A 16,928-nucleotide genomic window follows, 5' to 3' on the forward strand; every position below is an offset into this window, starting at 1 on the left:
CCCAGATGTCCACACACCGGTCCCCCCAGCGACGTGCCGGGCGCACGTCGCTCCGGTTGGTCGCCGCAGCACTGGCTGTCGGTTTCCTCCCGTCGCTCATCAGCTCGTCCGCCGCCTCTGCAGCGGCCGGCTCCGCCCAGCTGGCCGCCGCCTCGTCCGCCACGTCGACCGTCGTGCTGAACCCCAAGGCCGACACGTACGTCGATGCGCTCTCTCCCTCGACGAACTTCAACAAGGTCACGGAGCTGCGGGTCAAGGAGAAGAGCTACACGCGGACGGCGTACCTCAAGTTCGCCGTCGACGGGGTGCCCAGCACCGCCACCGACATCAAGGCCGTCCTGCGGGTGCACGCTACGAAGTCGACGAGCGCGACGCTCAACGCCCATGGCACAAGCGCCTTCGACGCGACGACCCTCACCTGGAACACGCGGCCGGCGGTGGGTTCGCTGCTCAGCCGCGGCGGGAAGCCGGCGGCCGGCAAGGACCTCGTCTTCGACGTCTCGGCCGCGGTCCGGGGCAACGGGACGGTGAACCTGGCCCTGGTGGCGACCGGTGGCGTGCAGGCCTCCAGCTACTTCGCGTCGCTGGAGAGCTCGGACGCGGCCAAGCGTCCGCGGCTCGCGGTCACGTGGACCGAGGCCCCCGTCGTCGCGCCTGTCCCGACGGTGAGCCCGACCCCGACGGTGAGCCCGACCCCGACGGTGAGCCCGACCCCGACGGTGAGCCCGACCCCGACGGTGAGCCCGACCCCGACGGTGAGCCCGACCCCGACGGTCAGCCCGACCCCGACGGTCAGCCCGACCCCGACGGTGAGCCCGACCCCGACGGTGAGCCCGACCCCGACGGTGAGCCCGACCCCGACGGTCAGCCCGACCCCGACGGTCAGCCCGACCCCGACGGTCAGCCCGACCCCGACGGTCAGCCCGACCCCGACGGTCAGCCCGACCCCGACGGTCAGCCCGACCCCGACGGTCAGCCCGACCCCGACGGTCAGCCCTGCGCCCACCGTCGTGCCGGCCCCCGCCACCGTCTACCCGATGGCGGCCTCCGTGCAGCAGAACGACGGCGAGTCGTGGGCGGACGCGTGCGTCCGCACCATCGGCTACGGCTACACCGGCTGCGTCCGCTACCTCCCCAGCGGAAAGCTCCCTGCCTGGGACACGGCCTTCCGTGACCTCGCCGCGAAGCTGGGCGACAAGCCGGTGTCCATCCAGCTGACCGCGAAGACGCACGACAACGCCGGCCTCGAGCAGGTCATCACGAACCTCCCGGCGAAGTGGAAGCCCCTCTTCATCTACAACATCTACCAGGAGCCCGAGGACAACCTGCTCGACGACGCGTCCCAGGCCGCCTACCGCAACGCCTACACCGAGGCAGCCAAGATCACGCGCAAGCACGGCGTGAGCCTGCCGTGGGTGGAGTGGCAGGAGTGGACGGTCGACCCCTACAACAACAAGGGCTGGGACCTCCGGGACTTCACGCCTCCGGCCAGCGACTTCGGCGGTGTCCTGTGGTCCTTCTACGAGTACGGCGAGAAGGACCGCATCCCCGAGCAGGTGGCTCGCGTCCAGAAGGCCATGGCCACGTACGCGCCGGGCAAGCCCTGGGGCCTCATGGCTGCCGGGTACACGATCGAGGGAGACATCACCGACAGCAAGCTGCGCGCACAGGCGAGCTGGCTGGACCGTTCGCACCGCCTGACCCGCGAGGGTGGCTCGGTCACCTACGCCTGGTTCAACTGGAACTGGCCGGGGACCGGTGGCGCGGCCGGTGAGAGCCGCCTCGAGCGCAACCCGTATGCGGTGGACTGGCTCGCGAAGCGGAGCTGACGCCCTCCGAGGACAGGCCCCCGAGCACAGCTCGGGGGCCTGTCGTCCGTCCTCAGCCGGTGACCCCCGCGAAGAGGACCCTGCCCCCGGACCCGAGCCAGGCGACGCCCGTCACCGGTGCGGCGTCGTCCCCCAGGGCGAGGCCGGCCGTCCGGCGCTGACGCTCGTCGGCCGCAGCGAGCTGCCCCGCGCCGCCTGCACCCCACGTCAGGACCCTCCCGTCGAAGGTGAGCGCCGCGGCGAACGCCTCACCGGCTACCACGCACTCGACGTCCTCGGCGCCCACCACCTGCTGCGGAACTGCCAGGACCGTGTCAACGGCGTCCGTTCCGGTCTGACCGCTCTCGGCGTTCCCCCAGGCCATGACCGTGCCGTCGGCCAGCGTCGCGTAGGAGTCCAGCTCGTTAGCGGCCACCCCGGTGACGGTCCCGGGCAAGGGGACCTGCCGGGGGACCGCGTCCCCGTCCCGGTCCTGCCCGCCCACGCGCCCGAGCTGACCGTGGCTGTCGGACCCCCATGAGAGGACCCGGCCGTCCGCGGTGAGCGCCAGCACGTGCTGGCCACCCACCGCGACGTCGACCACGTCCGTCAGCGGCCTGCCGTCGGCAGCGAGGACGGGTGCCGGCGCCGCCCCCGCGACCGGGTCCCGCCCGGGTCCGAGCTGGCCTGAGCGACCGTCCCCCCACACCAGCACGGTGCCCGCACCGGTCACGGCTGCGAGGGTGCGCCCGTCGACGGCCACGTCCACGACATCCCCGAGCGGGTCGCCCCCTGCGTCGATCACCCGACGAGGGTCGGCGACCGGCAGGTCCAGGACCTGACCGGACTGTCCCGCCGAGCTGTCTCCCCACACGAGGACGGCGCCCGCGGTCGTCCGGTACGCCGCTGTGCTCGAGTCGGTCGCGACCTGCACCACCCCCGTGTCGGTGAGGCGCCTCGGCTCGTCAGCGCCGTCCCTCCACCACAACCCGCCCTCGGAGTCGATGGTGAGGTCGCCGAGGTCACTGCTCACGACGTGTCGCGCCTCGAGCGAGCCGTCAGGAGCGAGGAGCCCGTCTGCCTCGGTCCGGTGCACGGTCGCAGCGGTCCCAGGTGCCGAGCACGCGTCGCGACCGGCCGCGACCCGCGCCGTCGCCGTGCCTCGCGCGTGGTCGTCACTCAAGTCCGTCGCGGTGGCCGTCGGCTCGTGTGCTGTGACGTCCCCCTCGTCGGTCGGCGCCCCCGTGCCCGGGGCGCCGGTGCCGCACGCCGCCGTCGATGCGGCCGTCACGAGCAGGACGATTCCGACTGCTCGGCCGCCGCCTCGCCTCACCGGCGTCGCAGCCCGCCGAGACCCAGGCGGTCCCGGTCACGCCACAGCAGGAGGAGCCACAGCACGGCGGCGCCGGTGACGACAGCGGCGAGCACGGCGGGCGGGGCCAGCAGCCCGGTCGCCATGCCCACCGGCAGGGCGACGACGACGAGGGCACCGACCACGACCCGGGAGAGGTCGCGGCTTGCCGCGCTCAGCCCCGGCGACCGCCGGACCGCCTCCACCGAGGCGACGTTGCGCACGACGATCGCCGCGGCCCAGGCCACGGCCGCGCCGAGGATGCCGAGGTGCGGCACGAGCAGCAGGCAGAGCACGACGTCGACGGCCAGGGCGGTGGCAGTGATGACGAGCGACGTCGCGCCGCGGCCTGCCATCAGGAGCACGACGTCGACCGGTCCCGCGGCCGTGGCGAGCAGCATCGCCACCGAGAGCACGGTGAGGACGGGGGCCCCCGCCTCGTAGCCCTCGCCGAAGACCGGGAGCAGCCACGGCGCGGCGAGCGCCATGACGAGGTAGGGCGGCCACACGACGGCTACGGACCACACCGTGGTGCGGCGTAGGAGGGCCTGCAGGTCCTCTCGGGCGCCGGCCGCGTGGAGTCGGGCGAAGAACGGTTGAGCGGCCTGTTGGACCGCGGTGCCCGCGAGCTGGCCCACCACCATGAACCTGGTGGCCGCCGTGTACACGGCAGCGGCCGGCGCGCCTGCCAACGCGGCCACGATGATGATGTCGGCGCGCTGGAGCGCGACCTGGCACGTCCTCGCGACCGCCCTTGTCGCCGAGAAGCGCCAGAAGGCCCGACGACTCGTGGCCTCGGCCACGGGTCCCCCGTCGGGGATGCGCCTGAGGTGGAGGACGGCCGCGGCCGCGGACGCCGGTAGGACGGCGACCCACGGGAGCACCCAGGCCACGCTCAGAGCTCTCGGGTCGTCGGTCGAGGTGACGGCGAGCGACAGCGTGACGACCTGCAGCAGGGGGCGCGCCACGCGCTCGAGGACGACGGTCGGTCGCATGCTGCCGGTCCCGCGCGTCACAGCGAGCGCGAGCTCGTGCAGCGCGAGCACGGGCACGGCCAGGACGAGCAGCGCGCTCGCGGTCGGGTCGGCGCTGCCGAGCACCCGGGCGGTCCACGTGCTGGGTAGCAGCAGAAGCGACGCCGTCAGGACGAGCCCCAGCGCCAGTACGGCCACCACCGCGTCGCGGGTGACGCGCACAGCATCCGCGCGGCGCTGTCGTTGGCCGCACACGGAGACCTGCCGGACCAGCGACACGTCGGTGCCGAGCTGCGCCAGGGCCGCTCCGATGAGCAGCACGGACACCCCCGCGAAGAGAGACCCCGCGTTCGCGGGATCTGCGCCGCGCGTCACGACCAGGACACAGACGAGCTGCGCGAGCGCGGAGACACCGGTGCCGAGCAGGTTGAGCAGCCCTCCACGCGCGGTGCCGCTCGACGCGCTGTCGGGGCCGCCGGAGCGCCCCACCGCGGCGGGGGCGGACGGGCTCACGTGTGCGGGTGGTCCGGCCCGGCCGTCCGGGACAGCGCCCGGTCGATCGTGGCCGCAGCGCCCTCCTCGTCCGCCCAGACATCGGGGCCGTGCTCGCTCGCCGCCGCGGTCCGCGCCGAGCCGGCCGGCACCGCGTCGGTGGCTTCGGACGTGGCGGACCATGTGGGCGGGTCGACAGGGCCCTGCTGTGCCACTGCACCCAGGAGGGGCGCGCCGATCCGGGCCAGCCGGTCGATACCGGCGGCCGCGTCGTCGAAGTGTGTCGCTCCGACTCGCACGAGCAGGACGACCTGGTCGGCGAGGCCGGCGAGCGACAGGCCGGCGCCGCGTGGGAGCGGGGGCGCCGCGACGAGGACGACGTGGCCGGAGTCGGCGAGCGCCCGCAGGAGCAGCGCGGTGCGTGGGTGCTGGAGCAGGTCGTCGGTCCCGCCGGCGGCACCGTCGGGGCGGTTGCCCGCGACGCTCACGACGCGCAGCCCCGGGCGGACCTCCACCCCCAGCCGGTCCACACCGGCTTCGAGGTCGGCGCCGACCGCGACGGCCGCGACGACCGCACGGTCCAGCGGTCGGCCGGCCGCGAGCACGGGGTCGTCGGACACGAGGACGATGCGGTGACCGGTGAGCACCATGGCCTCGGCGAGCCGTGCGGCCACGGCTGTGCAGTCGGTGGTCGGGTCGGCGCCGACGAGGGTGACGACGCCGGTGTCGTCGTGGAGGTTGGCGAGCAGGGCAGCCCCGAGGGCTCGGTAGCCGTCGCCCCGGTCCGCATGACCCCGCCGGGCTGTGTCCAGGGTCGCGAGGACCTGGCCCGTGCCGAGCTGCGACACCTCCTCCAACGTGTGCACGCGAGGATCACGGTGCTCCCGGTACACCCCGAGAGTCGCCCCCGCGAGCGCCCCAACGACCAGTCCCGCGAGGACGAGGAGTGTCACGGGCAGCCCGTCGGGAGCGACCGGCACGACGGCCGGGGTGATGACCTCACCGGGTAGGGGAGTCGTGGAGTCCAGCGCGAGGCGCTGCACCTGGAGCTCGCTGAGCTGGCTCGCGTACAGCTGGACCTGCTGCTGCAGCTGCACCTCGCCCGCGGTGCCCTCCTCGGTCTCCGAGAGCCTGTCGGTGGCCGAGTCGAGCAGCTCCGCGGTGTCAGCCAGCTGCTGGTCCAGGGCCGAGGCCTCGTCGCCGCGGACGCGGTCAGCCCGTTCGACCCGGTAGGCGAGGAAGGCGGTGGCGAAGGCATCGGCGCCGAGCTGCGCCAGTCCCGGTGTGTCGGCGGTGTAGGCGATCTCCACGACCTGCGAGTTGGACGGCACCGAGGCGGCCACGTGCGTGCGGGCGTCCACCGGGAGCTCCGGTACGCGCTCCCGAGCGGCCTCTGCCACCTCGGTCGTGGACAGCAGTGCGACCTCGGTCTCCAGCGCGGCGATCTGCTCGTTCCGCGTCGTTGCGGTCACGGGGGAGAAGGGGTTGCCGGCCAGGGGCTCCAGGAACAGGCCCGACGTGGCGGTGTAGGTGGTGGGGAGGACGGTACCCGCGGCGGCCCCCGCCCCGGCACCGAGGACGGTGAGGACGAGGACAGACAGCCAGCGCCGCCGCACCAAACCGCGCAGCAGTCCGGGACGCACCGCGACGGGAGAGTCCATCGCCGCCTCCAGCCTCGAGGGGGACGTGTGTCGCCCCTCGGCGAGTGTAGGTCGACCGGAGGACGTGCACGGGGCGTAACAGCAATCGTGCCCACGGACGTCACCCGGCTGCCACAGTGGGCCGGTGACAGGCCCCGACAGCACCTCCGGTCGCGCCCTGCCCACCGTCCTCATGCTGGGAGGCTTTGGGCGCTCCGGTTCGACGCTCCTCGAACGCATGCTCGGCGACGTACCCGGTGTCGTGGCCGTCGGTGAGGTGCTGCACCTGTGGGAGCGCGGGGTCCGCGACGACGAGAGGTGCGGTTGCGGGGAGCCGTTCAGTCGTTGCCCGTTCTGGCGGGAGGTCGGGCAGCGGGCGCTCGGTGGGTGGCCGGCATCGCCCTCAGAGGCGGACGCGGTGGTGATCGACCGCTACGACGTCGTACGGAACCGGCACCTGCCGGGGCTGGTCACCGGGCTGCTGCGCCGTCGCCGGCGAGCGGCTGCTCGCCGCCTGCTCGACCGCCACCTCGCCCTGTACCGGGCCGTCTCGGCCGGCTCGGGTGCCGGTCTCGTCGTCGACTCGTCCAAGCACCCCGCCTTCGCATACCTCCTGCGCCGGAGCGAGCTCGACCTCCGCTGCCTCGTGGTCGCCCGTGACCCGCGTGGAGTGGCGTGGTCGTGGCAGAAGACCGTCGGCCGACCGGAGGTCACGAGCAGTCGTGAGGGCGTCTCCGCGGACATGCCGCGCTACGGGGTGGCGGTCTCCGCCGTGCGCTGGTCGTTGTACGGGGCACTGTTCCACGCGCTGTCGTTGCTGGGCGTGCCGGTCGACGTCATCCGCTACGAGGACCTCCTCGCGCGCCCGCGCGAGGAGCTCCAACGCGTGCTGTCCTTCGCCGGCTTCGACGTGCAGCCCGGGTCGCTGAGCCACCTCGACGCCACCTCGGTCACCATGTCCACGCACCACACTGTCGCGGGCAACCCGATGCGTTTCCGCACCGGGCGCGTCGACCTGCGCCCCGACACCGAGTGGCGCGAACGCATGCCGCGGCTCGACCGCCTCGTCGTGGAGCTGCTGACGCTGCCGCTGCGGCTCTGGTACGGCTACCGCCGCTGAGCAGTGCGGCGGCCTCAGATGCCCCGCCCCCTCCGGTTGAGCTCGTGCACCACGCGCTCGGGTGACAGCACGCCGGCTGCCACGGCCAGCGCGAGCGGTGCCCGCATCTGCCGCGGGTCGCGTCGCCACGCGCGCAGCGCGAGCCCCGCCGCCTCGCGTCGCCGGCCAGCCGCGGCCAGGGCGAAGGCGCGCTGCCCCGCCAGCCACGCGGATCCCCTCGCGTCGCGGCTCAGGTCCGGGTGCTTGGCGACGAGGTAGGCGAGCCCCTCGGCCATCGACAGCCAGCGTCGGGAGAAGAACGAGCCCCGGTGCCACAGGACGTCGACCAGCGGAGCCTGCTCGACGAGTACCGGAGCGACGCGGACCAGGCGCAGGAGCAGGTCGTAGTCCTCGCCGTACCCACCGGGCAGGTCCTCGTCGACCAGGCCGACCTCCCCGGTCAGGAGGTCGCGCCGGACGAGGTAGGACGACGGGTGGGCGCCCGTCATGCGGCTGGTGGTCAGGTCGGCGCCGAGGCGGTCGACGGCCGGGACCCGTTCCACCACTGTGTCGCCGTAACGCACCCGGATCCCCGTCACGACCGCGCCGGCTCCGGGCTCCGCCCGCAGCCGCGCGACCTGCCGTCGCAGCTTGTCGGGCTGCCAGGCGTCGTCGTCGTCGCAGAAGGCGACGAGCTGCCCGCGGGCGGCGAGCACCCCCGTGTTGCGCGCACCGGCGAGGCCCGGCGTGCGCGAGTTGGGAACGGCGAGGACCTCCAGCCCAGGCGGGGCGGGTGGCTCGGCGTCGACGGGCACCTGGTCGTACACGAGGACGACGTCGAGCGTTCCCACCCAGTCCTGGGCCGCGACCGCCCTCAGCGCGACGCCCAGGAGCTCACGGCGGTCGCGGGTCGCGATCACGACGGTGACGTGCGGGTCGTGCCCACCCGACGCCTCCGGGTCGGCCTGCGGGGCAGGGTCGGCGTGCTGGGTCATCGTCTGGCTCCTGGTCGGGTCCCGGCCTCCCGGGCTACGGCGGTCGTGGCCCCGGCTGTGAACCCGAGGAGGGTGGCGGATGCGGTCGTGGTGAGGAGGTGGGGACGCGCGGGTGTCTCGGGCAGCGGCGCGGCCTCGGCCACGAAGCCCGAGGCGTTGTTGGACGCGCGGGTCGTGGTGAGCTCGCCGGTGAGAGCGGCGAGCTCGTCCCGCAGGGCCTCGACCTCCGGGTCGTCGGCGGGGTCGAGGCTCTGCTCCGCCGCCGATGCCAGCTGGCCGCCGAGGCTCGCGATCTGCAGCGAGAGTGCCTCGCGGACCCTCTGGAAGCGCACGTCGTCGGTGGCCGTGCGCACCGCCAGGAACTCCTCGGCGACCGCCTGCGCGCCGGCCTGTGCGGTGCCTGCGTCGGCGGCGGTCACACGCACTCGCAGCACCCGCGAGGTCGACCGCGCGGTCACGTCCAACGCGTCGCGCAGGCCCGCGACCCCGCCGGGGAAGGCGGTGCGCTCCGCGGCCGCGGTGAGGACGACGTCGGAGGTGAGCAGCTGGGCGTCGCTGTCGACGGTCGGCGCCCGGCGCAGGCCGTCGCGTCCGGAGCCGGGCGGGGGCTGCGGGGTCGCGACGACGACGGCCGTGGAGCGGAAGACAGCCGGCTCGTTGAGCCCGAGCCCGAGACCGAGCGCGGCCCCCAGCACGCACGCGCCGGTCACGAGCAGCCGGTCGGCTCGGAGCCGTTGGCCGTACCAGGTCAGCGACCGCCCGCTCAGCTGCGCCACGACGGAGCCTTCCCGAGGAACGGTGCGAGACGTGAGTCCGAGTCGTGGAACTGCGACTCGAGCCGAGCCCGCAGACGGTCGGGCATGGGCGTACTGGGCCTGGCGTTGGCCCGCGGGACCTCGGGCGGGCGCCACGCCCTCAGGTCCAGGTGCCGGAGAAGTGCGTCCCAGGTCTCGCCGTCGTCGGCCAGCACGTCCTGCGTCTCGGCGACGAAGAGGGTGCCGGGAGCGAGCGCCGAGGACATGCGTTCCAGCTGGTCGGCGTAGCGGCCCCGCGCGACGTAGGCGTGGTGTTGGTGGGAGAAGGACTGGTAGCCGGGCTCGTTGCGGATGCGCTCCTCCTCGCCGGCGAGGCGCTCCGGCTCGAGGTCGAGCGCGCGCTCGAAGTCCTCCGTCTCGAAGCCGCGCCCGCGCTCCTGCTTCCATGCGGAGAAGGCGCGTTCCACCGGGTCCCTCAGCAGGACGACGACGCGTGCCAGCGGGACGGTCGTGGCGATGCGCTCCGCCGCCAACGGGTGGAACAGGTAGTAGGGACTCGCTTCGCCGGTCCTCGCCCGCCCGCCCGTACGTGTCCGCGCGGGTGCTGCCAGGGGGAAGTGACCGAGGTACCACTCCGGCCCACGGACGTAGGCGCTCGCGGTGTCGAAGTGATGCACTCCCTTGCCCGGCAGCGGAGCGACGACATCGGGATGCGCGGCGAGGGCGCGGAACAGGCTGGTGGTGCCGCAGCGCTGCGCCCCAGCCACGACGAAGTCCGGCGCCATGCGCCACCGCCACGTCGCTCGTCCCCACGCGGCGAGGGCGGAACGGGCAGCGGGTTTGAGTCGGTCGGGAAGCGGGGGTGTCACGGGTGCTCCGTCTCCTTGCGGTCGTGCGGGTGTCGCGGCGCCGACGGGTCGGGGCGGGCCCGCAGCACCTCGGCGTAGTGCGCGGCCAAGGCCAGGACCGCCCCGGTCCCTTCCGCCGCCCCCTCTGAGGCGAATCGCCGGTGCACCAGCAGCAGGTACGCGTCGACGACCGCGTCGGCCGTCGTATCGGGTGCCCCGGCCGCCCGGAGCACCCGTTCGACCGCAGGCACGGCCACGGCCCGGAGGTGCTCCAGCGACGCCCGGACATCCTGGCCGCGCAGCACGACGTGCGAGCCGTAGTGCACGGCGTCGACGCCCAAGGGCGCACCGGTCTCCGCGCGCTCCCAGTCCCACACCTGCGCCCGCGAGGCGGTGCGCCGCATGTTCCACGGCCCGAAGTCGCCGTGCCACGCACCGACGGGCACGGGACCACGGTGGCGTGAGTGCCACAGGTGGAGCAGCGCGGTCGCCTCCCGCGGTGCGTCGGGCCCCAAGGGGGACCACCGCCCGGCGGTCATCGCAACGACGCCCGCGCGCGTCGCGAGCTCGGCGACCACGGCGACGACGTCGGCGGGCACCGTGTCCGCGGGAGCCGGACGGGACGAGGCTGACACGAGGGGGCGCATCAGCAGGGCCGGACCGGTCGCCAGGTCGAGGAGGCCGAGGGTGGCGGGTGCCTCGAAGCTGGCCGGTGGTCGAGTCGCCAGGGCGCTGAGCACGTGGTGCTCGTGACGGACGAGACCCGCTGTGAGGTCGTTCGTGCTCGTCTTCGCCCACAGCACGACCTCGCCCCGGCGGTTGTGCAGGGCGAGGACCGGCTTGGCGTTGGCCCGCGGCGCCCCGACTGCGATCGAGAGGGTGGTACCGGCCATCGGAAGGCCCACCGCGTCCGTCAGAGAACGCAGGAGCGCCTCCGTGGCCGCTCCGGTGATGCGCAGCCGATCCCGACGGGTGCGGGCGGCGCCGGCACGCAGCAGCAGCGCGGCCGCGCCTCGGGCGGCTCTGGTCCTGAGCCGGTCGGCACCGCTGCCCCTCGCGAGTACCGCCTGGGCCGCTGCGCGGCTGGAGGTGGCGGGTACGAGCAGCCGTGGCGATGCGGCGCGAGGGAGCGTGACGAGGCCGAGCGACGCGACGGGGGCGGTACCACCCCCCCGCTGCCACGTGATCTCGTCCCCGGGCAGCAGCAGGGCCAGCTGCCTCGTGAGTGCGTCGAGTCCCGCGCTCCGACGCGCTGTCGGTCCCCTCACTCGCGTGCGACCTCTCGCCGAGGCCACGGCGCGTCGGTCGGGACCGTCCGGGAGAGGGGGTTGGCGACCTCGACCGGGTCCTCAGCGCGCCACGCCATGCCCAGCACCGCCATCAGCACGAAGAGGGGCAGCATGGCGAGGTCGTAGAACGGGGAGACGGCCAGGAAGAAGAGCACGGAGGCCAGGGCGGCCGTGCCGGGACCTCCTGAGTCGCGCAGCAGGGGCAGCGCGCGCCGCAGCAGGAAGAGCACGAAGAGCAGCGTGCCGACGAGGCCGTGAGCGAACAGGAGCAGCCACAGGTGCCCCTGCGTGCCGAGCTGAGGGGTGGAGCACCCGATGCACGCGGCGCTGTCGCCGCCTGCGATGGAGAAGAAGTTGCCCTGCACGTCCCGCGTCGAGCCGAAGCCGAGCAGGGGTGACCCCTCGAGGACGGCGGACACCGACCGCACGGCCAGCTCGGTCCGCCCGCTGTTGCTGTGCTGGTTGTCGAGCCTCGTGCCCACCAGTGCACCCAGCGGTGTGAGCACGAGGGCCGACCCGGTCGCCACGGCGGCCCCACCGAGCGCTGCGACCGCAGCGAAGCGCCCCTGCAGCGCGGCCCGCACGCCGAGGAAGAGCGCGACCGCCGCCAGGCCGAGCCACAGGCCGCGGTTGAGGGAGAACACGGCAGGCGGGAAGGAGATGGCGAGGACGGGCAGGAACCAGTGCCGCCGCCACCCTGCTCCCGGCGCGGTCCACGCCACCACGAACCAGGGAAGGAGCAGCCCGTACATGGCGCCCCAGTCGTTGGCGTAGACGTAGGGGGCCGAGGGGCGGGTGACGTCCACCCCGATGTCCATCTGCTGCGCCACTGCCGGGTGCGCGAGCTTTCCGAGGAACTCGGCACCGGGGAGGCCGGACGGCAGCAGTCGCTCGACCGGGGACCGGAAGGCGAGGTCCGGCAGGAGGAAGCCGATGTAACCGCCTGCCACCGTCACCAGGAAGAGCGAGGCGAGCAGCCGTTGCAGGCGGACGTCGGACAGGTAGCCGTCGCGCGACTGGTTCCCGACGTAGAGAAGGACGACCGTCGCCGCGACGTACCACGCGAGGCGGAAGACGTAGCCGACGGCCTGCTCGGCCGGGGTCGTCGGCTGTGTTCCAGGGGCGTCGGCGCCGAGGACGAGAGCCCCCGCCGCCGCCCACAGCAGGAACATGAGCCACCAGCCGGTGCCCGGGGGAGTCGCCACGCGCCTCAGACGGGCCAGCCACGCGACCATAGGGACGGTCGCGAGGAGGAACCCGAGCACGCCGAGGCCGAGAACCCACCACGCCGGGAAGGCGCCGAGCAGCACGACCAGCGGCCAGCCGTCACGCCAGCGGACGCCTCTCGAGGGTGTGTCGCCGCCGGACGCGAGTTCACCGCGTGGGTGCGGGACGGCGTGTCCGGGCGTAACCCGTGTCCTCACCGCTCCTCTCCCTCCTCGCCGTCGCCCATCCGGTTCGGGCCCGCCTCCATGGTGCCCGCCTGACTTGCGCCACGAGGCGGCTTTCGCACCGATTCCATCGAGCTACGCAGCGTGACCGGATGGACGCGACCCGACTTTGCTGGTACCCGATCGTCACATTCCCCGGACAGCATGGCGGGTCCGTCGTCATAGTGGCGCCTGTTCCTAACTGTCAGTGGTGGAGGTGCGCCATGGGCGCAGGCGCTTCGGTCCGTCGGCTCAGCACGCTCGCCGTGGTCGCACTCGTGGCGGTCCTGCTCCAGGCGGTGCAGCCCGCGTCGGCGCAGACCGTGCCGCACGACCGCCTCGTGGCGGCCGTACCGACGACCGCGACCCCTCACGTGCTCGACGGCGAGGTGTGGGCGGTCGCCGAGGTCGGCAGCCGCATCGTGCTCGGCGGGTCGTTCACGCAGGCGCGCAACGCAAGCGGGAACACGGCGGTCGTGACGCGCAACCGCATCCTCGCCTTCGACAAGCAGACCGGTCAGATCGACCCGTCCTTCGCTCCGTCCTTCAACGCGACGGTCCGCACCCTCGTCGCCGCACCGGACGGGCAGTCGGTCTACGTGGGTGGGCAGTTCGGTTCGCTGAACGGGGCCGGCGTCCCCAAGATCGTGCGGCTCAGCATGTCCAACGGGGCCCGGGTGCCCGGCTTCAACCCGCCAGCACCGAACGCCGTGGTCTACGACGCGAAGCTGAGCGGCAACCGCCTCTTCATCGCGGGTGTCTTCGACCGCGTGGGCAACACGGCGCGCAGCCGGCTCGCGGAGCTCGACCCTGCCACGGGCGCGCTGCGTGCCACCACGTCCTTCGCCTTTGAGGGCGTCCACCGCGTGCCGCCGAACGGCGTGAGCCAGAACCTCGTCTACAAGATCGACGTCTCGCCTGACGGCCGGATGCTGGTCGCTATCGGCAACTTCCGCACCGTCGACGGCCAGGACCGTGTGCAGATCGCCGCCTTCGACACCTCCGGCGGCCAGACATCGCTGCTGGACTGGCAGACCGACGGCTACAAGGCCAACTGCTACGACGTCTTCGACTACTACATCAAGGACGTCGACTTCGCGCCGGACAGCTCGTACTTCGTCACCACGAGCGTCGGGGGCTACGGGAGCGGCCCGCCCAGCCTGTGCGATACGGCCGTGCGCTGGGACAGCTCCGACCGCGGTAGCGGCGTGCAGCCGGAGTGGGTCAACTACACCGGTGGGGACTCCCTGTACGCGGTGGCCGTGACCGGCTCGGTGATCTACGTCGGTGGCCACAACCGCTGGCTCAACAACCCCTTCGCTGCCGACCGGGCCGGTCCCGGTGCCGTCGAGCGCGAGGGGATCGCGGCCCTCGACCCAGCCAACGGAATGCCGCTGGACTGGAACCCGGGGCGCGCCCGCGGGCGCGGTGTCTTCGACCTGCTGTCCACCTCGACGGGGCTGTACGCCGGCAGCGACACCGACCGCATCGCCAACTTCCTGTACCGGGGTCGTATCGCCTTCTTCCCGCTGCAGGGGGGCTCCGTCGTCCCCCAGCCGACACCTCCGTCGCTGCCGGTCGACGTCACCCTGGTCGGGAGCCAGGCCGCCGCCTCGTCGCCGGGCTACCTGTACCGCATCAACGCCGGCGGGCCGGCGCTCGCCTCGCTCGACGACGGACCCGACTGGTCGGCCGACAGCTCGGGCACGTCTCCCCTGCGCAACTCCGGCAGCAACGCGGCGTCCTACGGGCCTGTGCCGACGCTCACTGCCGGCGTCCCGGCGGGCACGCCGCGCGCCGTGTACTCCTCGGAGCGCTGGGACCCCTCCGGCGGGGAGGAGATGGCGTGGTCGCTCCCCGTCCAGGCAGGGCGGCAGGTGGAGCTGCGCCTCTACCTGGCGAACCGCTGCACCTGCACCGCGAGCACCGGGCAGCGCGTCTTCGACATCACCGTCGACGGCGCCACCGTGGTGGACGACCTCGACCTCTCCGCGCAGCCCGGGCACGACGTCGCGACCGTTGTGCGGGTGCCCGTCACCAGCGACGGAGCGATCGACGTCCGTTTCCTGCACGGCGTCGAGAACCCTCTGGTGAACGGGATCGAGGTCGTCGACCCGGCTCTGCTCGGTGGCCCTGTCCCTGATGTGGCGGCCGTGGAACTCGGCTTCGACGGCGCGACCGCGGGCGCGCCCGCGCCGGTCACGGGCGGAGCCTGGAACGGCGTACGGGGCACGGTGTGGGTGGACGGGCGGTTGTACTCCGCCCACGTGGACGGCACCTTCTCCCGTCGCAGCCACGACGGCACGTCGTTCGGCCCGGTGACGACGCTCGACCTCTACGGGCTCGCAGCGTGGTCCGAGGACATCCAAGCGATGACGTCGCTGTTCTACGAGGACGGCCGCCTGTACTTCACGCGGCTGGACTCCGGCCGGCTGTACTGGCGTTACTTCTCCACTCAGTCCGGCATCGTCGGAGCCCAGCGCTTCGAGGCGCAGCCGGGGGGTGCGGCCTGGGCGCAGGTGCGCGGCGCGTTCCTCGCGTCGGGCCACCTGTACTGGGTCGACGCGACCACGGGCGACCTGAAGCGGACCGCCTGGTCCGACGGATCCACCAGCGGCCCGGCGACGACGGTGAGCGGTCCGGGCCGCGACGGGGTCGACTGGAGGGCCCGGGCGCTGTTCGCCGTACCGGGCACTGCGCCCAACCGCGCACCGACCGCCGCGGGAAGCGGCCAGTGCGACGGGACCCGGTGCACCCTCGACGCGGCTGACTCCACCGATCCCGACGGCGAGGTCGTCGCGTGGCGCTGGACGCTCCCGGGCGGGCGCGTGCTCGACGGTCGACGCGTGACGGCCGATCTCGGACCCGGCACGGTGCAGGTCGGTCTCACGGTGACCGACGACCGCGGCGCCAGCGCGTCGACCTCGGTGCAGGTCAGCACCGACAACGCCGTCCCGGTGGCGCGCGCCTCCGTCTCGTGCGAGGGCCTGCTGTGCACCCTCGACGCCGCCGCCTCGTCCGACGCGGACGGGCAGGTCGTCGCCTGGCGCTGGGACACCGGCGATGGCACCACGCTGGACGGCGAGCAGGTGTCCCACCGCTATGGCTCCGCCGGTGCCCGGACCGCCACGCTGACCGTCACGGACGAGCGAGGCGCCACCGGGACGACCACCGTCGAGGTCGACACCGACAACGCCGCGCCGGTCGCCGACTTCTCGTTCGCCTGCGAGGCCCTGGAGTGCCGCTTCGACGCCTCCGCCTCGCGCGACCCGGACGGCACCGTCACCTCGTACGCCTGGACCTTCGGAGACGGTGCCACCGCGACCGGAGCGGTCGTCGAGCACTCCTACGCCGGGCCAGGCGGGGTCGAGGTCACGCTCACCGTCAGCGACGACGCCGGGGCGAGTGGACAGCTGAGCCGCGAGGTCCAGGTGAGTGACAGCGCCGTGGAGCACGTCGGCTCGGCCGTGGACACCGACGCCGGTTCCACCCAGGTCCACGAGCTGCAGATCCCTACCGACGTCGCCGCGGGCGACGTGCTCGTGGCCGCGTTCAGCACCAACAGCGGCACCGCAACGGTCACGGACCCCGCCGGCTGGCAGCGTCGCGGGACGGCGAGCACCAACGGCATGCAGGGTGTGGTGTGGACGCGTGTCGCGACCGCGGCCGACGCGGGCGCGGCGGTCCGGACGACGACGTCCGTCTTCGCCCGCGGCAGCCTCGTGATCTCGGCGTACCGAGGTGGCACGGTTCCCGCAGGGACCGTGGCCGTCGCGCGCGAGACCACGTCGACCGCCACCCACCGCACCCCTCAGCTGCAGGCCCCCGCGGGGTCGCTGGTCGTGCAGTACTGGTCGGACAAGACGGCTTCCACCAGCACGTGGACAGCACCCGCCGACCACGAGGTACGCCAGACCGGCGCCGGCACCGGATCCGGCCACATGTCGTGGCTGCTCGCCGACACGCGCCTGACCGCCGCCGGTGCGGCGGGTGGTGTCGACGCGGTCGCCGACAGCGCCACCGGGAACGCCGTCATGGCCACCGTCGTCGTGCAGCCCGCGCCGTGAGCGCGTGGCGACCCGCACCGCCCCCCGCAACCCCCGACAGGCCGCGTCCTGCGGTCGGCCGACCCGTCACCGCACAAGGAGCCCCCATGGTCCGTCGAGGTCTTTCCCTCCTGGTAGGGCTCCTCGTGCTCGCGCTTCTGCCCCTGGTGGCTGCCCCCGCGGGCGCCGTCCAGGCCCGCC

The 16,928-nt window shown here is 73.6% G+C and carries 11 protein-coding genes; 3 read left to right on the top strand and 8 right to left on the bottom strand.

The features are described from left to right. The first annotated feature begins 173 nt into the window (after nucleotides 1–173). Nucleotides 174–1,829 (top strand): CBM96 family carbohydrate-binding protein, encoded by a 1,656-nt coding sequence (locus WAA21_RS06170; protein WP_336921891.1) that lies wholly within the window; start codon nucleotides 174–176, stop codon nucleotides 1,827–1,829. Between the two features lie 52 nt (nucleotides 1,830–1,881). Here WAA21_RS06170 and WAA21_RS06175 read toward each other — a convergent pair whose 3' ends face one another. The 3 genes from WAA21_RS06175 to WAA21_RS06185 form a co-directional block, all read right to left on the bottom strand. Next, entirely contained in the window at nucleotides 1,882–2,841 is a 960-nt protein-coding gene (locus WAA21_RS06175; RefSeq protein ID WP_336921892.1) for an RCC1 domain-containing protein, read from the bottom strand. Nucleotides 2,842–3,137: 296 nt separating this feature from the next. After that, the gene (locus tag WAA21_RS06180) at nucleotides 3,138–4,646 is read right to left on the bottom strand and encodes a lipopolysaccharide biosynthesis protein (protein ID WP_336921893.1); all 1,509 of its coding nucleotides are present in this window, start codon (nucleotides 4,644–4,646) and stop codon (nucleotides 3,138–3,140) included. Next, entirely contained in the window at nucleotides 4,643–6,286 is a 1,644-nt protein-coding gene (locus WAA21_RS06185; protein WP_336921894.1) for a hypothetical protein, read from the bottom strand. The genes WAA21_RS06180 and WAA21_RS06185 overlap by 4 nt, the downstream gene beginning before the upstream one ends. Before the next feature lie 124 nt (nucleotides 6,287–6,410). On the opposite strand from WAA21_RS06185, the gene WAA21_RS06190 reads away from it, so the two are divergent. After that, complete coding sequence (locus WAA21_RS06190; RefSeq protein WP_336921895.1) at nucleotides 6,411–7,385, top strand: sulfotransferase; 975 nt, start codon at nucleotides 6,411–6,413, stop codon at nucleotides 7,383–7,385. Nucleotides 7,386–7,399: 14 nt separating this feature from the next. Here WAA21_RS06190 and WAA21_RS06195 read toward each other — a convergent pair whose 3' ends face one another. From WAA21_RS06195 to WAA21_RS06215, 5 genes are all read right to left on the bottom strand, one after another. After that, nucleotides 7,400–8,359, bottom strand: a complete 960-nt coding sequence (locus tag WAA21_RS06195; protein ID WP_336921896.1) for a glycosyltransferase family 2 protein — start codon at nucleotides 8,357–8,359, stop codon at nucleotides 7,400–7,402. Continuing rightward, entirely contained in the window at nucleotides 8,356–9,135 is a 780-nt protein-coding gene (locus WAA21_RS06200) for a hypothetical protein (RefSeq protein WP_336921897.1), read from the bottom strand. Before WAA21_RS06200 ends, WAA21_RS06195 begins: the two co-directional genes overlap by 4 nt. Then, nucleotides 9,123–9,899 carry a sulfotransferase domain-containing protein gene (locus tag WAA21_RS06205; protein WP_336921898.1) on the bottom strand — a complete coding sequence of 259 codons (777 nt, stop codon included), beginning with the start codon at nucleotides 9,897–9,899 and terminating at the stop codon, nucleotides 9,123–9,125. The genes WAA21_RS06200 and WAA21_RS06205 overlap by 13 nt, the downstream gene beginning before the upstream one ends. Nucleotides 9,900–9,979: 80 nt before the next feature. Beyond that, on the bottom strand, nucleotides 9,980–10,855 hold the full coding sequence (locus WAA21_RS06210; RefSeq protein ID WP_336921899.1) for a hypothetical protein: 876 nt from the start codon (nucleotides 10,853–10,855) through the stop codon (nucleotides 9,980–9,982). A 371-nt stretch (nucleotides 10,856–11,226) separates the two neighbouring features. After that, entirely contained in the window at nucleotides 11,227–12,561 is a 1,335-nt protein-coding gene (locus WAA21_RS06215; protein WP_336921900.1) for a hypothetical protein, read from the bottom strand. Between the two features lie 344 nt (nucleotides 12,562–12,905). On the opposite strand from WAA21_RS06215, the gene WAA21_RS06220 reads away from it, so the two are divergent. Beyond that, nucleotides 12,906–16,748: a PKD domain-containing protein gene (locus WAA21_RS06220; protein WP_336921902.1), complete on the top strand. Its 3,843-nt coding sequence runs from the start codon at nucleotides 12,906–12,908 to the stop codon at nucleotides 16,746–16,748. Nucleotides 16,749–16,928 lie beyond the last annotated feature (180 nt).

The organism is Aquipuribacter sp. SD81 (assembly GCF_037153975.1).
Classification (GTDB): domain Bacteria; phylum Actinomycetota; class Actinomycetes; order Actinomycetales; family JBBAYJ01; genus Aquipuribacter.